The sequence below is a fragment of the Paenibacillus sp. FW507-14B1B genome (assembly GCF_058781425.1).
Genome location: NZ_JBYSWS010000002.1, coordinates 874,849 through 891,742 on the forward strand (window position 1 = coordinate 874,849; position 16,894 = coordinate 891,742).

The 16,894-nt window shown below is 44.9% G+C and carries 16 protein-coding genes and 1 tRNA gene; 3 read left to right on the plus strand and 14 right to left on the minus strand.

Annotated features, from left to right (window positions below; translation table 11 throughout):
- Positions 1-81 precede the first annotated feature (81 nt).
- Positions 82-1,539 (minus strand): sulfatase family protein, encoded by a 1,458-nt coding sequence (locus tag AC3WJJ_RS12270; RefSeq protein WP_492540901.1) that lies wholly within the window; start codon positions 1,537-1,539, stop codon positions 82-84.
- Between the two features lie 144 nt (positions 1,540-1,683).
- On the opposite strand from AC3WJJ_RS12270, the gene AC3WJJ_RS12275 reads away from it, so the two are divergent.
- Positions 1,684-2,538, plus strand: a complete 855-nt coding sequence (locus AC3WJJ_RS12275) for a helix-turn-helix transcriptional regulator (protein ID WP_492540903.1) — start codon at positions 1,684-1,686, stop codon at positions 2,536-2,538.
- A gap of 426 nt (positions 2,539-2,964) precedes the next feature.
- On the opposite strand, the gene AC3WJJ_RS12280 is transcribed toward AC3WJJ_RS12275, so the two are convergent.
- Both AC3WJJ_RS12280 and AC3WJJ_RS12285 read right to left on the minus strand, forming a co-directional pair.
- Positions 2,965-4,602: a glycoside hydrolase family 26 protein gene (locus tag AC3WJJ_RS12280; protein WP_492540905.1), complete on the minus strand. Its 1,638-nt coding sequence runs from the start codon at positions 4,600-4,602 to the stop codon at positions 2,965-2,967.
- 236 nt (positions 4,603-4,838) lie between these two features.
- Positions 4,839-4,911 (minus strand) — tRNA-Ala (locus tag AC3WJJ_RS12285).
- 15 nt (positions 4,912-4,926) lie between these two features.
- Between AC3WJJ_RS12285 and AC3WJJ_RS12290 the strand changes: the two genes are divergently transcribed.
- Positions 4,927-5,151, plus strand: coding sequence for a hypothetical protein (locus tag AC3WJJ_RS12290; RefSeq protein WP_492540907.1), 225 nt, complete (start codon positions 4,927-4,929; stop codon positions 5,149-5,151).
- 353 nt (positions 5,152-5,504) lie between these two features.
- On the opposite strand, the gene AC3WJJ_RS12295 is transcribed toward AC3WJJ_RS12290, so the two are convergent.
- Positions 5,505-6,173, minus strand: coding sequence for a hypothetical protein (locus AC3WJJ_RS12295; protein WP_492540909.1), 669 nt, complete (start codon positions 6,171-6,173; stop codon positions 5,505-5,507).
- 744 nt (positions 6,174-6,917) lie between these two features.
- The gene (gene nrdR / locus AC3WJJ_RS12300) at positions 6,918-7,394 is read right to left on the minus strand and encodes a transcriptional regulator NrdR (protein WP_492540911.1); all 477 of its coding nucleotides are present in this window, start codon (positions 7,392-7,394) and stop codon (positions 6,918-6,920) included.
- A gap of 116 nt (positions 7,395-7,510) precedes the next feature.
- On the opposite strand from nrdR, the gene AC3WJJ_RS12305 reads away from it, so the two are divergent.
- On the plus strand, positions 7,511-7,738 hold the full coding sequence (locus AC3WJJ_RS12305) for an alpha/beta-type small acid-soluble spore protein (protein ID WP_492540913.1): 228 nt from the start codon (positions 7,511-7,513) through the stop codon (positions 7,736-7,738).
- 72 nt (positions 7,739-7,810) lie between these two features.
- On the opposite strand, the gene AC3WJJ_RS12310 is transcribed toward AC3WJJ_RS12305, so the two are convergent.
- The 9 genes from AC3WJJ_RS12310 to pstC all read right to left on the minus strand — a co-directional run bounded on the left by AC3WJJ_RS12310 (position 7,811) and on the right by pstC (position 16,881).
- The gene (locus tag AC3WJJ_RS12310) at positions 7,811-8,380 is read right to left on the minus strand and encodes a lytic transglycosylase domain-containing protein (RefSeq protein ID WP_422657803.1); all 570 of its coding nucleotides are present in this window, start codon (positions 8,378-8,380) and stop codon (positions 7,811-7,813) included.
- A complete protein-coding gene (coaE, locus tag AC3WJJ_RS12315) occupies positions 8,380-8,973 on the minus strand; it encodes a dephospho-CoA kinase (protein WP_492540916.1) in 594 nt (197 codons plus the stop codon). The genes AC3WJJ_RS12310 and coaE overlap by 1 nt, the downstream gene beginning before the upstream one ends.
- A 9-nt stretch (positions 8,974-8,982) precedes the next feature.
- The gene (gene ytaF, locus AC3WJJ_RS12320; RefSeq protein WP_492540918.1) at positions 8,983-9,690 is read right to left on the minus strand and encodes a sporulation membrane protein YtaF; all 708 of its coding nucleotides are present in this window, start codon (positions 9,688-9,690) and stop codon (positions 8,983-8,985) included.
- 95 nt (positions 9,691-9,785) lie between these two features.
- Positions 9,786-10,625, minus strand: a complete 840-nt coding sequence (mutM, locus tag AC3WJJ_RS12325) for a DNA-formamidopyrimidine glycosylase (RefSeq protein ID WP_492540920.1) — start codon at positions 10,623-10,625, stop codon at positions 9,786-9,788.
- 84 nt (positions 10,626-10,709) lie between these two features.
- On the minus strand, positions 10,710-13,367 hold the full coding sequence (gene polA / locus AC3WJJ_RS12330) for a DNA polymerase I (RefSeq protein WP_492540922.1): 2,658 nt from the start codon (positions 13,365-13,367) through the stop codon (positions 10,710-10,712).
- Between the two features lie 189 nt (positions 13,368-13,556).
- Entirely contained in the window at positions 13,557-14,216 is a 660-nt protein-coding gene (phoU, locus tag AC3WJJ_RS12335) for a phosphate signaling complex protein PhoU (protein WP_492540924.1), read from the minus strand.
- 36 nt (positions 14,217-14,252) lie between these two features.
- Positions 14,253-15,008 carry a phosphate ABC transporter ATP-binding protein PstB gene (gene pstB, locus AC3WJJ_RS12340; RefSeq protein WP_422657809.1) on the minus strand — a complete coding sequence of 252 codons (756 nt, stop codon included), beginning with the start codon at positions 15,006-15,008 and terminating at the stop codon, positions 14,253-14,255.
- 64 nt (positions 15,009-15,072) lie between these two features.
- Positions 15,073-15,948, minus strand: coding sequence for a phosphate ABC transporter permease PstA (pstA, locus tag AC3WJJ_RS12345; RefSeq protein ID WP_422657810.1), 876 nt, complete (start codon positions 15,946-15,948; stop codon positions 15,073-15,075).
- Positions 15,949-16,881 carry a phosphate ABC transporter permease subunit PstC gene (gene pstC / locus AC3WJJ_RS12350; RefSeq protein ID WP_492540927.1) on the minus strand — a complete coding sequence of 311 codons (933 nt, stop codon included), beginning with the start codon at positions 16,879-16,881 and terminating at the stop codon, positions 15,949-15,951. It lies immediately after the preceding gene.
- Positions 16,882-16,894 lie beyond the last annotated feature (13 nt).

A 16,894-nucleotide genomic window follows, 5' to 3' on the forward strand; every position in this document is an offset into this window, starting at 1 on the left:
AGCTATAAGGTTCAAGCTTATATTCCGCTCATAAACTTTGCCTACGATTTTCTTATCGCTTCTATTACTAAGTTAAGAGTATTACCAGTTTGTCTTCCGCTCTGGCAACGGGTCTTCATCCTGAATGAGCCGGTGTACAAGCTCCTCCAAAAGCTTCAACTTCACTTCTCTGGCTTCTGGATCGAAGAATAAATTGTGCCGCTCTTCAGGATCCTCAAGTAGATCAAAGAGTTCACCATAAGTCTCGCCTGCGAATACCACAAGCTTGTAACGAGCAGTACGCAGGCATTTAACGTGGATACCACGGTCATGCGCATCGTAGGAGGTCACTGCCGATGATCGCAGATGGGTTACATCGCCACCTACTACTTTGAGTTGAGATATTCCTTGTACACCGTATGGACGATCCCGGCCGATTACATCTAGAACAGTGGGTACAATATCAACATGTTCGATCAGTGCCTCGGTTTTTCTGCCTTTAGTTAAGCCTGGTATCCGCATAATCATCGGAATACGGGTCAATCCTTCGTAGAACCACGGCCCCTTATACATCAATCCATGGTCGCCAAGCAGCTCTCCATGGTCACTAGTAAATACGATCATTAGATTATCCTCGATGCCTTTTTGCTTCCAGGCATGAAGAATCCGACCAATTTGTTCATCAATAAACGTAACCATGGCGTAATAGTTTCGAATGACCCTCCGCAGACGCTCATTTGAAGATTGATGTTGTTCACCGCCTCCTGGCCAGTATCCACGTTCGCCTTGCCTTAATAGATGTTCTGGGCGCATCTGGAGCTCATTGTTCTCCTCGGCATGCGGAAGATCAATATCCATATCAGCATAAAGTTCAGCATACGCTTGCGGTGGATCGAATGGATGATGTGGATCGACAAAGCTCGTCCACAAGAATAGCGGTCGCTCTGCGTCATGAGCCTGTATGGCCTCAATACTTTTCTCCGCTATCCAGTAGCTCTGATGCAATTCTTCCGGCATATCACTTTCCCATACATCCCCATCCGCATTCTCAGTTCGGCATCTGTTCTTAGTAAAGCGCTCTGCAACAGCAGGATCCTGCTCCCCAAGCCAATCAAGATATTCGCCTATCGCATTATCCTCAGAAATATGATGCTCATCAAAACCGTAATACGTGCCATCCTTCTCCCTCCCGCGGTCTCGGTAACTTACGTCTTCTGCCATAGTAGAGAAATTGGTCTTACATTGCGGGCGAAAATGCATCTTACCTACACCCACCGTCTTGTAACCAGATTCCTTCAAATGATCACATAGCGTCATTTCATCCTCGTTTAACGATACGCCAATATTCCACGCACCATGGACATGTGGATAGCGTCCCGTGAAGATCGAAGCACGTGAAGGTGTACATACAGGACTGGCGCAATAAGCGTTCGTGAAGACGGTTCCTTCAGCGGCAATCTGATCCAACACCGGTGTCTTTACCTTAGGATTCTCGAAGCCTATAGCGTCAGCTCGCATTTGGTCTGTTGTGATTAGCCAAACATGCGTTTTTCTTGTCATGATCCGTATTCCTCCTGAATGGGCCGGAATTAGAGATTCTGGCCGTTTTTCTCCTATGCTACAATGGTAGGTAAAGGTCGTATACAAGCATTCAACTCACTTTTATAACAATCCTGATCACTCGAAAGAGAGAAGGTGTTGCACTTGGATTCTTCTTACATCTATAAAACCATTCCCCATACCCCCAGCCAGTTAGCCAAATCACTTCTACTCTTCGTCTATGATCTGGGATGGTACCAATGCCAGTCCAATTACCGGGTGAAACGTATCTATCAACCCTATTCAATCCGTCTCGTTCTGCGAGGAAGAGGATATGCGGTATGGCGAGGCAAAACACATTCCGTGGGTCCAGGTCAGCTTCTCTTCTTGGATTTAACGGAAGAACATGAATATTTCGTTGATCCGGAGGATCCCTGGGAGATCATATGGGTCCGTTTCGGCGGTACCCAAGCTGCCGAGTATCACCGTGTACTTGGCTGCACTAGAAGCCCTGTATTAAACACGCGGGATTCTGTGCTGGTAAGACGACTGTTCGAAGAATTAGTCACCTTATTCGAGCAAAGGCCACCGGGCTATGAATTTACCGCCTCGTCTCTTCTAACTCAGATTTTCACGGATGCCGCAATAGCCTTGGCAGAACATGACCATTCTACGAACAAAGGATCACCGCTGCGCTATCCGGAACACATCTACCAAGTCATTCAATATATTGAAGAGAATTATCTGCTTCCATTAACCATTGAGGAGCTTGCAAGTCACGTATTCATAAGTCCTGGTTATTTATCGCGCTCGTTCAAGCTTGCCACGGGCTGTACCGTTACAGAATATATCATTAAGCATCGACTTCTGGTGGCCAAGAAACTTCTTGCTGATTCCGAGCATAGCCTCGGGGAAGTCGCTCAAGCAGCTGGGTTTTGTAGTCAAAGCTATTTTTCAAAACTCTTCAAAAGAGACGAAGGTGTTTCGCCGCTCCTGTATCGTCGTAGTGTGAAGCAATAAACGAAGGCATTCACTCAACGAGAAAATAAGTGATTGAAGAAAGGCTAGCCATATATGTACGGCTAGCCTTTGTCTTTACCTCATCCATTAATTTTTATCTGCATATTCCGGCCAAATGAATTTCACACCTAGACGTTCCTTGGGTAGGACACTGAAATAAGCATTTTAACAGACTGGAAAATCTATGATTTACGGAGTGCACGTTCTGACATATTGATCATCTATCATCTATCCGTTGTTACAGCGCTTCTTCGTCAAAAGGTGTTGTCATTGGTGCCATTGAGGAAATGGCACTTCATAAAGGCCAACCGAAATACTCCGGTTGGCCTTTATCATAGTTACAATGTGCTTATAAAATATAAAAATTCAGTTTAGTTAGATCAGTTCATGTTCAAATAAGAGCTTGATTCGTTGATATAAGAAAATTTATTTCACCGTTACCTTAACCTGCTGCGTCGTCACCAGCTTACCACTGTTATCGTATGCCTGGACGGTGATCTCAATTTTCTTGCCCTTGTATGGGCTAAAATCGATCTCTGCCTTCCAAGGTAGAGCTGATGAACTCGCAACCGTGCGTCCACCGATCTTATAGGTGACCTTTGAGAGCGTCGGTGCCCACGTCTTCACATAACCCGATACCTTTTGCTTGCCTGCAAGAATCGTGCTGTTGTTTATCGGTTTATAGGATATAGGTGCCTTCTCGCCAATAGAGCCTAAGTAGAACGGATTGGAAACGGCCTTCTTGTATGCGTTAAGCAACTGATCATTGGCAGATAGCATATAATATTTGATTCGCTCCGTGGCATTACCGTTGCTGTCGAACCAAAACACGCCTTTCACTTTTGGGTAAACCATAGGCAGAGAAGCGTAAAATTCCTGCATTTTGTATACTGCCCACTTGGTCTTATCCTGACGTTTCTCCGGGTACATGTAGGACACTCCACCCTCGGAGATGAATACCGGCTTGCGATCTGCATAAAGCTGATAGATATAATCGAACTTATCTAGGTGACTTGACCGGTCTTCCCCCTGCTTCAACGGATCTAGCGATGGGTCGAAGATCGAATATAAACTGACACCGACCCAGTCCACATAAGCATCACCCGGATAATAAGACTCTATCGTATATGTTGGGTTAGCTCCCGGCGCCCATACCATCGCAACATTGTTCTTGGCCTCTTCCCGAAACACCTTCGTGACCAGACGAAACTTCTCAATGTACTTTTTCGGGTCACCACTCCATTTCACCCAGCCACCATTCATCTCATTGGCAAATCGCATGAATACAGGTACGCCTGAATCCCCAATCGTGCGTGCGAAGTTGCGCAGGTAGGCATCATCCTTAACCTGATCCAACCCCTTGATCGGCTGAAGTCCAATCTGTAGAGCCGTCCCGCTAGCCGCCGCACGTTCTAAGTGCTTGGTTAGCAGGGCCGGATCACTACCATAGTTAAAGTACAACAGATAAGCTGCATGCTTTTTCCCAGTCATGCGAGGGAATTGATCAGTAAAATATTTGCGCTGCTTCGGATCGTTAACCGCTTTGTCCATTTCTGCATACGCACCAATCAAAGCGCCGTTAGCCGGTACAAATTTTGTCCCGCCATAGGTTGTCCCTGAGCTGGCGGACTGCTCCACATACAGCTTCGCCGTACTGCGGAGCAGATTGGCCTTCCGCTTCGCGGCAATGCTAATCTGTGTCTGGTTTGCTTTACCCGAATATTCAGCTTCTAGGTCCCAATTGGCTACAGCGTTATCGTACTGCTTCAGCCCCTTATAACAATCGCCGATCCGGCGGTATATCTGCGCGGCGTTCCCGAATTCTTTTTCCTTAATGAATTCAGGTGCAATTTTCTTGTATTTGGTTATCGCCTCATTATATTTCCCTTGAGCCTCCAGCTTCTGTGCATCCTTGTACACCAACCAGACGTTAGCTGCCTCTGCTTCTCCATAATGAACAGACGATAAACCGATGACCATAATAGCTAGTGCAAGCACCATTTTGAGCAGCCACGCTGCCTTACTCTGTACCTTAAACTTCAATCCCCGTTGCCTTACTTCCATGCTGTTTCGTTCCCCCGTCTCCCCTGCCCAGTGCAGAATGATGATAAATAATGTTGAATAATGTCAACATATAGCAGATGTTATCATACCAGATTATACCACTAGAGGGGAATGAGAAAATTAAGAACAACCTCTGACGGTTCACTGCGATGTGGCATCATAGAAGAACGTTATATAGTAGATTGTCTAAATAACAAACAAAAAAAACCTTTGATTTCTCAAAGGTTTTTTTACTATGGAGCCTAGGGGGATCGAACCCCTGACCTCATCGCTGCCAGCGATGCGCTCTCCCAGCTGAGCTAAGGCCCCGTATTATATTCGGATATGTTATCGGTCAGTCAAGCCACAGACCCGCTTGTATTCAACAGTTTGCTAACGAAGAGTCAGCGTCAAAACAACTCGTTCGTTCTCTTCCGCTCAGTTATTGTAACACGCGGGAGCGCATCGCTGCAAGTATTAAATGCGGATATCTGCAAGCGGCACAACGGGTTGAAGACGTTGGCCAAAGTTAATAGATATCCGTTTGCGATGCGCAACCCCATACTGTAAAGTACTATTATTACGCTATCTATTAACGAAAAAAAGGCGCAGTCCAAACGGAATGTAAATCCGCTAAGACTGTGCCTTTTGGTTAAAATTATTACGAAATAAAAATCGGACTCCTGAGGTAAAAATTCAGCGCGAATTCATCGTACGCCTGGTTCGCGGTCATTTTCCGGAGATGCCCCTCACAGAGTTGTTTTAAGGTCATAAATTGAAGATCAAAATTTATGAAATTATTCTTTTATGAGAAATGGCACAATAGAATACCATTTCATTGATCTAAAAAAGAACGGAACTGAAAAATACAGTCCGTTCTTTTCCTCTTAATATTTGATCAATCTCCAAAGTGAGGTTAGCTATTATTTAGTGCCAACAATATCTCTGATTGTGTCCTTCACTTTGTCATAGTTCTGATCTTCTAAGTCAGAAAATTCTCTTGTCATTTTATAGACAGGTTCAACATTATTAGTTTCATCAACTTTCAGATAACTTGCAGATGGGTGAAAAGCAAAGTATTTCCCTATATTTTCATTCCATTCAAGTAAAAAAATATACCTTTCTCCTACCTTCATATCAGGGTGTATGCCATATGCATTATCCGATCTGTAAATTGTTATTTTCTGATTCTGTAAATCGCCTTTTATTGTGTCTAACACTTGAACTGTATAGTCTGTTCCTCTACGTGTAAATGAAGATTCCCCAGTTGCCTTTTCAGTAACCTCTTTTTCTATAATTCCCTCCCCCAATTGAATTGCTTCTTCCAATTCATTAATACCTACAATTTCGCCTTCAACAATAAGATTTGCATAGTTTGCCACTTCATCTATTTTTCTTGGGTTTTTAACCAGAATAGACTGACCAGTAGGAGATTCGACAAATTGGGATTCAACATAGTTATCTTCTATTGCATTTTTTTCATTTAATGATTGACTATATAAGATAGATCCGCCTGTAATCGCTAAAGCTAAACAAGTTAATAGAATGTATTTCTTCTTCATTTTTCCCTCCCGCCTTTTTTTAGTAGCCATACATTGCCTTAATATCATTTACTTCGTGAGTCTGAGGTAAATAACTTGTACCTGCTTGCACAAAATTGTAATTCATGATAGAGGTAGTAGCGAAAGTAATCAGCGAGATGAGAATGACCTAAACAAAGAACATGCCCAAGTTCATGAACCATAATAGCTCGATATATGTGTACTGTATTGTTAGTTAATAAGTGCATTTTTGAATAAGCGGCTAATCCCAAATATTTGTTCCATGGTGAATCATCTTGGAATCTGTTCTTCCAGTATTCTGCTGTTGTTGTTACCATATAAGTGTTTGGAGAAGTACTAGTTGTAAATTCTGCTGGCGCTGCTGAAGAATGCCACGCTTTTCGTGCATCTTCAAAGTAGGTCGCCCAGAGCCCTTAAGACCGTGCGCCATATCGGAGCGCATATCTGCGTTTGTCAGCATACAGTCAACGTTACAGTCACCGTACAAATATCAAAGTTATAACGGGAAAATTAGCGAGACAGCTGCCAGCGATGCGCTCTCCCAGCTGAGCTAAGGCACCAGAATATATTAGTTACTCTAATAATATATGTCGGGCTTTTATCACGTGCAACCCTTATATTTAGTGGATATCCATCAGTGTTTCTATCTCGAACACTGTCTTTCACTTTAAGTTATCGTCACCCGCTTGACGCTCAAATCAACTCTCATCTCAACACAAAAAAGCCCTCAAAAATCATGAGGACTTCCCTCTTATAAGAAGACGCTGAATTGGGTCAGCTATTCGTGTCAGGCAATGAATCTTTGGACAGCAGTCCTTTCAGCTCTTTCATGAACATGTTGATGTCTTTGAATTGTCTGTATACGGAAGCAAAGCGAACATAGGCTACTTCATCTACAGTATACAATTGCTCCATCAAAAGCTCGCCGATCTGGCGGCTCTCAACTTCAGCAGCAGCTGTCTTACGAAGTGCACTCTCCACCTCTGAGACCATCATATCCAGTTGCTCTACGGATACAGGACGCTTCTCGCAAGCTCGGATTAATCCGCGCAGTACCTTTTCGCGACTGAACTCTTCGCGACTGCCATCCTTCTTAATGACCATCAGCGGAGTTTCCTCCACCATTTCAAATGTTGTAAATCGACGGCTGCACTGCTCGCACTCCCTGCGGCGGCGAATAGACTTGTTCTCATTGGCAGGACGCGAATCGAGTACCTTCGTTCCAGCGTAACTGCAGTATGGACATTTCATAAAGCGTAATCACTTCCTTCTCAAACTAATTTCCAGAAAATGTAGTACAAATAATTGTAATGAAGTTTGCTATTCCGAGACATAATACTTTTACCAACTCAAGGAGGTGAACAAACATGGGACAAGGAAACAACAACTCTAACAACCTGGTAGTACCTCGTGCTAGCCGTGCATTGGAGCAAATGAAATATGAGGTTGCTCAAGAACTCGGCATCAGCATTCCACAAGACGGTTACCAAGGTAACATGACTTCTTACGAGAACGGTTCAATCGGGGGGTACATTACCAAGCGTCTGGTAACCCTAGCCGAGCAACAATTGGCTGGTCAATACTCCGGTCAATAATTATTCTTCATCCAAAGAGTGTTGGGGTGGCTTGATGAATTCAAGCCCTCCAATGCTCTTTTTTAATAATGATTAGAACTCATCATACACATCGGTATATTGATTATAATAATAAATAACTCTTTGTACATAATGACGAGTTTCCCCAACCGGGATGTCTTTGACGTTCTCATAGGTCCCATCCCATAGCCCTTTTTTAAGCCAGCTTCGCACATTACCTGGACCTGCATTGTACGCAGCTATCGCTGCGATTGGATTCCCATCCATTTGATCATGCAGTTTCTTAATATACCAGGTACCAAGCTGGATATTAGCATCCGCTTCATGCTTAATGCTATCCATGGTCACTGAAGGCAGCTTGGCCATTTCCATGGCCCAATTAGCCGTATCCGGCATCAGCTGCATAATTCCAAGCGCTCCCACCTTGGACTCCTTACCCGGTTTATAGTTCGTTTCCACCCGGATAATGGAGGCTACAAGAAATGGATCGACTTCATAATGGATCGCATGCTTGCGAATTTCGTTCTTGTAATAGATCGGATAAAGCCATGTCATCCATATATTACTTAAGAATAACACGGCTATAAAAGAGATCAACAGAGGCAGCAGAACACGTTTTTTACGGAGCCAGCTTAAACTCATCATTCAAACAACCTATTCCATAGCTTGTCCACTTGTTCACGAGTCTCGCCCAAGGTCCCACTATTATCAATAACTTCATCAGCCATACGCTTCTTTTGCTCGATATCCATCTGGCTATTCAGTCTTGCCAATGCCCGCTCTTCGGTAATCCCATCTCGCTCCATCAAACGCTGAAGCTGCTTATCCCTGGGTACATATACAACAATAACCTTCTCAAAAAGAACCTGCAGCTCTGACTCGTACAAAAGAGGAATATCCACAACAACCAGTCGATCAGGATATGTTGATTCATACTCAGCCATCTGTCTGCGAATCTCTTGCCTGATTGCAGGATGCGTAATTCCATTAAGCACTAGTCGCTCATTGGGATCATTAAATATAATCTCACCGAGCTTTTTTCGATCCAATTGTCCATCTTGCTGAATCACATCTTGTCCAAAATGCCCGGCCACCGCCGCCAATACCGGATGACCCGGGAGCATAACCTCCCGAGCGATTAAATCCGCATCAACGAGAAGCGCTCCCTTCCGGATTAGCATGGAGGACACGGTGCTCTTTCCTGTTGCAATTCCCCCAGTTAAACCGATATTCATGTTTTCACCTCATAACAGCTTCATTATACCCATCAAAATTAATAAGAACGCCGGCAGATAGGAGAAATATCTCATACCACCTTTCGAGGCAACTCGAAACCCTGTCTTCATTCCAAGTACAAGGAACACCCCACTAAAAAGTGCAACGACCATAGACGTTAATAATGGAGAGAAGCCGAGCATCGCTGCACCTAATCCCGCACCAAAGGCATCTAGTGATAAGGCAATTCCTAGCCACATGGCCTCCCATGACGAGATGCTACCGGAGTCATCCAGATCCGCGCGAGATGGGCTTCTTAATATTTGAATCACAAGACCAAGCTTACGAATTTCCAATTGAAATACAGCAAGTGGAGGCTGAGCATCCGTCCCCTCCACCAAGACGGATTGATCAACTTTAGGATCTTGTGACGACACCTGTTCTGTCTCGAGCGTTCGCTCATGTGAGGACCTGATTTGCTGAATGAAGGACCACCCACCTAGTGCAATCAGTATGACTGCACCGATCATTGAAGCGACTTCAGGGGAGAATATGCGCTGCAGCAATGCCCCTGCCTGCATAGAGACATAAAGGACTAGACCAGAACATAGCGAAATAATAATGACCGATAACAATGGAATTTTCGTTTTACGCAGCCCGTATGTAATGCCGGCTCCAAAGCTATCCAGGCTTAATGCCAGTGCCAGCAGTACAGGTGCAAAAAATAGACTAAGCACCCTTCCCCCTCCTCCGGCCAAACACGTCTGTCATTCACACGTCTTCGGCTAGTTCTAGGAGTAGTATATGGGCGGGGGATAGGATGGGTGCATGCCTATTCGCTCAGCTTGTCTGGTTGACAGCGAGGACAGAAATGGGTGCCACGTCCACCGACGACCGTCTTTGTGATCGGCCCCCCACAGTTATGGCAAGGCTCGTCCTTCCGGCCGTAGATACGTAAACTATGTTGGAACATCCCCATCTCGCCTTGCCCGTTTACGTAAGACTTAATCGACGATCCGCCTGCTTCTACGGCCTCTGTTAACGTATCGATGATTGCATGATATAGGGATTCTAGCTCGGCATCAGTTAATGTATTAGCCGTCCTTTCTGGATGTATTCCTGCCCGAAAGAGCGCCTCATCTACATAAATATTACCAATACCTACAACGTATGCTTGATTTAACAAGACAACCTTGATTCTTGTTTTCTTGCTCCCAATAATTCGTTTGAACTCATGTAGCGTGAAAGTTTCATCTAACGGTTCGAATCCCAATTTGGAGAGCGGAGGACTATTAAATTCCTCCCCTGGCGCGAATAAATGCATGGTTCCGAACTGACGAACATCTTTATAACGCAGCTCGGTTCCATCATCAAAATGGAAAATAACATGGGTATGTTTCTCCACCGGTTCATCAGAGGAGTAAAGTCCATATCGTCCTTCCATCCGAAGATGAGAAACAAGCACTAACCCGTCCAGCTTAATTCTAAGAAACTTCCCCCGTCTTTCAACACCTTCTATGGTATGTCCCTGAAGCATGAAAGCGAACGCTTCGATATCGTCAGGACGCTGTATGATCCGTGGTAAATTTACTGTGACTCGTTCTATATGTTTACCCTTAATAAGTTGATTAAGGGTTCTTTTAACGGTTTCTACTTCCGGCAATTCCGGCATGATGTCTTCACCTCTATCCCATTATAACGGATGCGAAGCGTCAGTCGCCATCAAGGTTTTATGGAAAAAGCCTTCCCGCACCCTTTACTTCGCCTCGTACCAATTCTCACCATAGCTTACTTCCGCTTTTAATGGAACGGCTAGCTTGAGCGCCTTACTCATCACATCTGGCACGAGTGCCTTCATCGTTTCCATCTCATCTTCCGGAACTTCGAATACCAATTCATCATGTACCTGCAGTAGCATGCGGCTCTTCAACTGACGCTCATGCAGCGCTGCATCCATATGAACCATAGCCAATTTAATAACATCTGCTGCAGTACCTTGGATTGGTGTATTCATAGCGGTCCGCTCAGCGAATGATCTGAGATTAAAGTTGCTTGCATTGATCTCAGGCAAATAACGTCTACGCTCTAGCAGTGTTTTGACATAACCATCCTGTTTCGCTTGTTTCACAATCTCATCCATATAACGGCGCACACCTTGGTATACTTCAAAATACTGATCGATAAACTTAGCAGCTTCTTTACGCGTAATATTCAAGTTCTGGGATAAACCGTAGTCACTAATTCCATACACGATACCGAAGTTAACAGCTTTTGCAGAACGGCGCATGTTGGAATCCACTTCTTCCTCACTTACACCGAATACATCCATCGCAGTCTTCGTATGAATATCCATATCATGCAGAAAAGCTTCTTTCAGACGGTCGTCATCAGAAATATGTGCTAGAACCCGAAGCTCAATCTGGGAATAGTCCGCTGCGAGAATTGACCATCCCGGCTCAGAAGGCACGAACACCTTACGAAGCTTACGGCCCTCTTCCAGCCTAATCGGAATATTCTGCAGGTTCGGATACTGACTGCTCAGTCGGCCTGTTGCCGCAATCGTCTGACGGTAGTACGTATGAACTTTCCCCGTTTCGCTCGAAATCTCCTTCAGAAGCCCTTCCACATAGGTAGACTGCAGCTTTGCAAGCGTTCGATATTGAAGAATATGCTGGACGATCTCATGATACGGTGCGAGCTTTTCAAGCACTTCTGCATCTGTGGAGTATCCTGTCTTCGTCTTCTTAACAACAGGAAGCTCAAGCTTCACGAATAGGATTTCACCCAGCTGTTTGGGAGAATTCAAATTGAATTCTGTTCCAGCAATTTCATATATTTTCTCAACAAGCGTTTTGATCTGTTCTTCAAATTCTTTTCCAAGCTGCTTCAGAGCATCCACATTGACCGCAATTCCCTGTTTCTCCATATCGGCTAGAATGCGGGATAGCGGCATCTCCAGATCGTAGAAAAGTGGAAGCATCTCGTTATCTTTCAGTTCCTGCTCCTGCCGAGGAATGATCTGGGCTACGGCTTCACATTTTCGCGCCAGATGTTTGCTGAGTATCTCTTCATCTGGTATTTTATACTTCGCTCCCTTACCAAATATATCGTCATCCGAAGTAAGGAATGAGAGACCATATTTCGCTGCTAGACCGCTAAGGGTCTGATTGTTATCCGTTGGATCAAGTAAATAAGCAGCCAAGTGAACATCAAAAGATGCACCCGCAAATGCAATTCCTTGCCAGTGCAGGGCCAAGTCGATCCGGTGAAGATCGTATCCGCGCTTGGGCACATTACTATCTGCCAGCCAGTTCCGAATCGGTTCTGCTGCTGGATCCTTAAGTACCTCGAACGGAATATAATAATAGAGTGTTTCCACTGCAAGTACGAGTCCCGTCACACTCGCATGGTGCGGATTATCCCCATGTGTCTCCACATGCATAAATTGCACCTGTTTAAGAGACTCAGATACTTCGGGTAGTAAGTCCACATCTACCGTGACTACTTCAACTTCGACTTGTGGGTGATCCTGTTCAGAAGACCCAGTACCGCCCGCATCTAGCTTAAGACGTTCTAATAAGGATTTAAACTCTAGTTTCGCGAGCGCCGGACCCGCCGTTTCCTGATTTAGACCATCAAATTTCATATCTTCCCATGATTGTTCCAAAGGAACCTCACGGAAAATCGTCGCGAGCTTTTTACTAAGAATAGCGGATTCTGCGTTAGTCTCAATTTTTTCTTTCATTTTACCTTTAAGCTCACTCGAACGCTCCAAGACCTGTTCAACAGACCCGAATTCATGGAGCAGTTTAAGAGCAGTCTTCTCACCAACCCCCGGTACGCCAGGAATGTTATCGGAAGCATCGCCCATTAAGCCCTTCAAATCAATAATTTGCTCTGGTGTTAGACCATAACGCTCCTGTATTTGTGCAGGACCATATGATTCGATCTCGGTAACCCCTTTACGGACCATCGCAATCTCCACATGATCAGAGGCTAGTTGGAGCATATCCTTATCTCCGGATACAACCATAACTTTACGGCCCTCTTCATCAGCCAATCTTGTAATCGTACCGATAATATCATCCGCTTCATAACCTTTGATCTCGAACTGAGGTACTCCTAATCCTTGTAAAAGCTCTTTCAATAGAGGAAACTGTCCAGAAAGCTCTGGCGGCGTTTTCTCCCGCTTCCCTTTATAATCTTGAAAATCTGCATGACGAAATGTCTCTTTTCCTGCATCAAAAGCAACCATCATATGTGTAGGCTTATGCTCGTCAATAAGACGGAGCAGCATCGTAGTAAATCCATAGACAGCGTTCGTCTGTTGCCCACTTGCATTCGTAAGTGGAGGCATCGCAAAAAACGCACGATAAATAATGTTGTTACCATCAATCACAATCAACTTGTCCATTCAGGCACCTACCCCTTTATAACTTCCTTCCCACATGATAACATAGGTTCCCCTCAAAACCGAAGACCAGGGGACAATACCCTGTATATTTATAGGATAAACCCATGATTCACTCTATATTCCTTGTCTATCCCTACAAAAAAAACGCCGGCTTTCGCCGGACGTTCTTTGACTATGATTCAGTCGTTATTATTGGTTCAGATCGGGTCGATGACCTGTTACCAAGTATACTGTGCTCTCTCCTATGTTTGTTGCATGATCCGCAATCCGTTCGATATAGCGCCCTACCATTACGAGCAGCATCGCTTGGTTCGCAGATTCCGGGTCACCCGTCAGGTGTGAGAACAGATCATGAAGGATAACACTGTAAAGGTGATCCACCTGATCGTCATCCTGTGCCATTTTGTAAGCCAGATCCGTATTCTCCGTCAAATACGATTCAATGGATTCCGCGATCATAGCTCGCACGATTTCCGCCATACGTGGGATATCCACAAGCGGTTTAATCAGCGTCTGACCTTGCAATCTAATCGTAACCTTGGCAACGTCACGCGCCAGATCACCCATTCGCTCCAGGTCACTTGCAATCCGAAATGCAACAAGAATACGGCGGAGATCCTTCGCTACAGGTTGCTGCGTTACAATAAGACGAGAACCGATGTCCATAATTTGCTCTTCCATCGCATTCAGCTGCGCATCGAGCTTAACCACGTTCTGAGCTTTATCCGTGTCCAATGTTTGTAGTGATGATACAGCTGCTACAAGTGCCTCCTCAGTATGCCTGCTCATATCCTGAAGTAATGTTTTCAGTTCATCGAGCTGTTGATCAAACTCAATTCTTCGGATCATATTATCATGCCCCTCCCATTCATCTTTAACGTTTCCTTAGCCAAATCGACCAGAAATATAATCCTCGGTACGCGCATCAGATGGTGTTGAGAACAATACATCCGTATCCGCAGATTCGATCACTTCACCGTTCAGGAAAAATACCGTGCGCCCAGAAATACGCGCAGCTTGATGCATGTTATGAGTGACCATTACAATCGTATATTTACTTTTCAACTCTTGAACTAATTCCTCAATTTTAAGTGTCGAGATCGGGTCTAGTGCTGAAGTTGCTTCATCCATCAGAAGAATATCAGGCTGAACCGCAAGGGCGCGTGCAATGCACAAACGCTGCTGTTGTCCCCCGGACAGACTAAATGCTGAGCGCTTCAAGTAATCTTTCACTTCGCCCCAGAGTGCTGCCTGCTTCAGACTTTGTTCAACGATTCCATCTAGTTCTGATTTATTACGAATTCCATGAAGCCTTGGTCCGTAAGCGATATTGTCATATATCGATTTAGGAAATGGATTGGGTTGCTGGAACACCATGCCGACCTGTTTACGCAAGGCCTCAACATGGACCTCCTCACTGTAGATCTCCGTGCCCCCGATCTGCACACTGCCTTCAATTCGAGTACCTGGGATCATGTCATTCATCCGGTTTAGCGTACGAAGCAATGTTGATTTACCACAGCCGGATGGTCCGATAAATGCCGTTACTGTCTTCTCAGGAATATCAAGATCAACATTTTTAAGTGCATGATACGCTTCATAATATAAGTTTAATTTCTCAATATGAATAATAGGTTCCATAGAATAATCATGTCTCCTTCTTCTGAACATTCACGATATGGATATGGCTGATTTGTCTCAAGTCTTAGGTGTTCTTCTGATATTTGTTCCGCAGCCAAATGGCAGCCAGGTTCATAAGGAACAACATAATTAGTAACAGGATGATACCTGATGCAGCTAGATCATGGAATTCCTCACTTGGTCTTGATACCCAGTTGAATATTTGAATCGGCATGACTGTGAATGAATCCAGTAGATTTTCTGGTAAAAAGGCAACATAGGTAAGGGCACCAATCATAATCAGTGGTGCTGTTTCACCGATCGCACGGGACAGTGCAAGAATAACCCCTGTCATAATCCCCGGCATCGCGGAAGGCAGTACCGACTTCGCAACGGTTTGCCATTTTGTAGCCCCAAGTGCGTAAGATGCATCTCTTCGGTTTTTCGGAACAGCACGAAGTGCCTCTTGTGCAGATACAATAATAATGGGAAGAACGAGCAACGTCATGGTTAATACACCGGACAACAGGCTTCGTCCAAGACCCATCCCCCGTACAAAAATCGCGAGTCCAAGAATACCATATATAATAGAAGGAACACCTGCGAGTGTACTAATATTTAGCTGAATTAGACGCACCCAGCGGTTTTTCCCTGCGTATTCCTCCAGGAAGATCGCGGCCCCCACACCCAGAATGAATGACAAAGGCGCCATGAGCAGCAACAGATAAATCGTACCTACAATCGGAGACTTCATTCCTGCTCGTTCGGCCACACGCGAAGGATAATTCGTAAAAATTTCCGGTGATAGTCTGTGAAGACCATCCGCGAGGATCGACACAATTAAAGCCATTAAAGCTACAATACCGATACTTGTACAGATTAGAAAAACAAGATGCAAGATGCGGTCGCCACGGCGTCTTCTAGTAATCCCTTTGGTTTCGCCCAGATTCATAGATTCCATCTAGTATTCCTCCCTGAAGCGGCGAGCAACCCACTGCGCCAAGATGTTAAGTAAAAAGGTAATCACAAAGAGTGTCAGACCTACGGCAAAAATCGTCCCATATTCAACCGTTCCCCGCGGAACGTCTCCATTACTGACTTGAACAATATAAGAGGTCATCGTCTGAATGCTATTCAGCGGATTAGCCGTCAATTGTGGCGTAGCCCCTGCAGCAACCGTAACAATCATCGTCTCACCGATGGCACGTGAGAAAGCTAACACGAATGAGGAAACAACACCCGACATTGCTGCTGGGAGCACAATCTTAAGTGCCACCTCAAAACGAGTTGCACCAAGCGCATAAGCTCCATGTCTCAGACTCTTCGGAACAGCGCGCATCGCATCCTCGCTAAGTGACGAAATCATAGGCAGCACCATAATCCCTACAACAATACCTGCACTGAGTGCGTTGAAAATACCCATATCCGGAAAAATCTTTTGTAGTATGGGTGTAACGGTCTCTAGCGCAAAATATCCATACACAATCGTTGGTACACCAGCTAGAATCTCAAGTATGGGTTTCACAACTCCCCGAACTCGGGCAGGCGCATATTCATTCAAATAAATAGCGGATGCCAAGCCGATAGGCACTGCGAATAAAATCGCAATGCCTGTAATCAGCAATGTGCCGCCCAGTAGGGGCAGCACGCCGAATTCTTTTGGGGAGAGAATAGGGCTCCATACCGTTCCTGTCAAGAAGGACCAGACCGGTACTTCCTTGAAGAAAATGATGGATTCCTGTAGAAGTGTGTACACAATACCAATGGTGGTGAAGACCGATAGCACCGCGCACAATCCTAGAAAAATCGGGATGATTTTATCAGATAGGCGCGTTTTGCCTCTGCGAAATGTCATCTTTCCGGAACTTTCCACCACGGATGATGTTTTATTCATTCTCCTCTTCCCT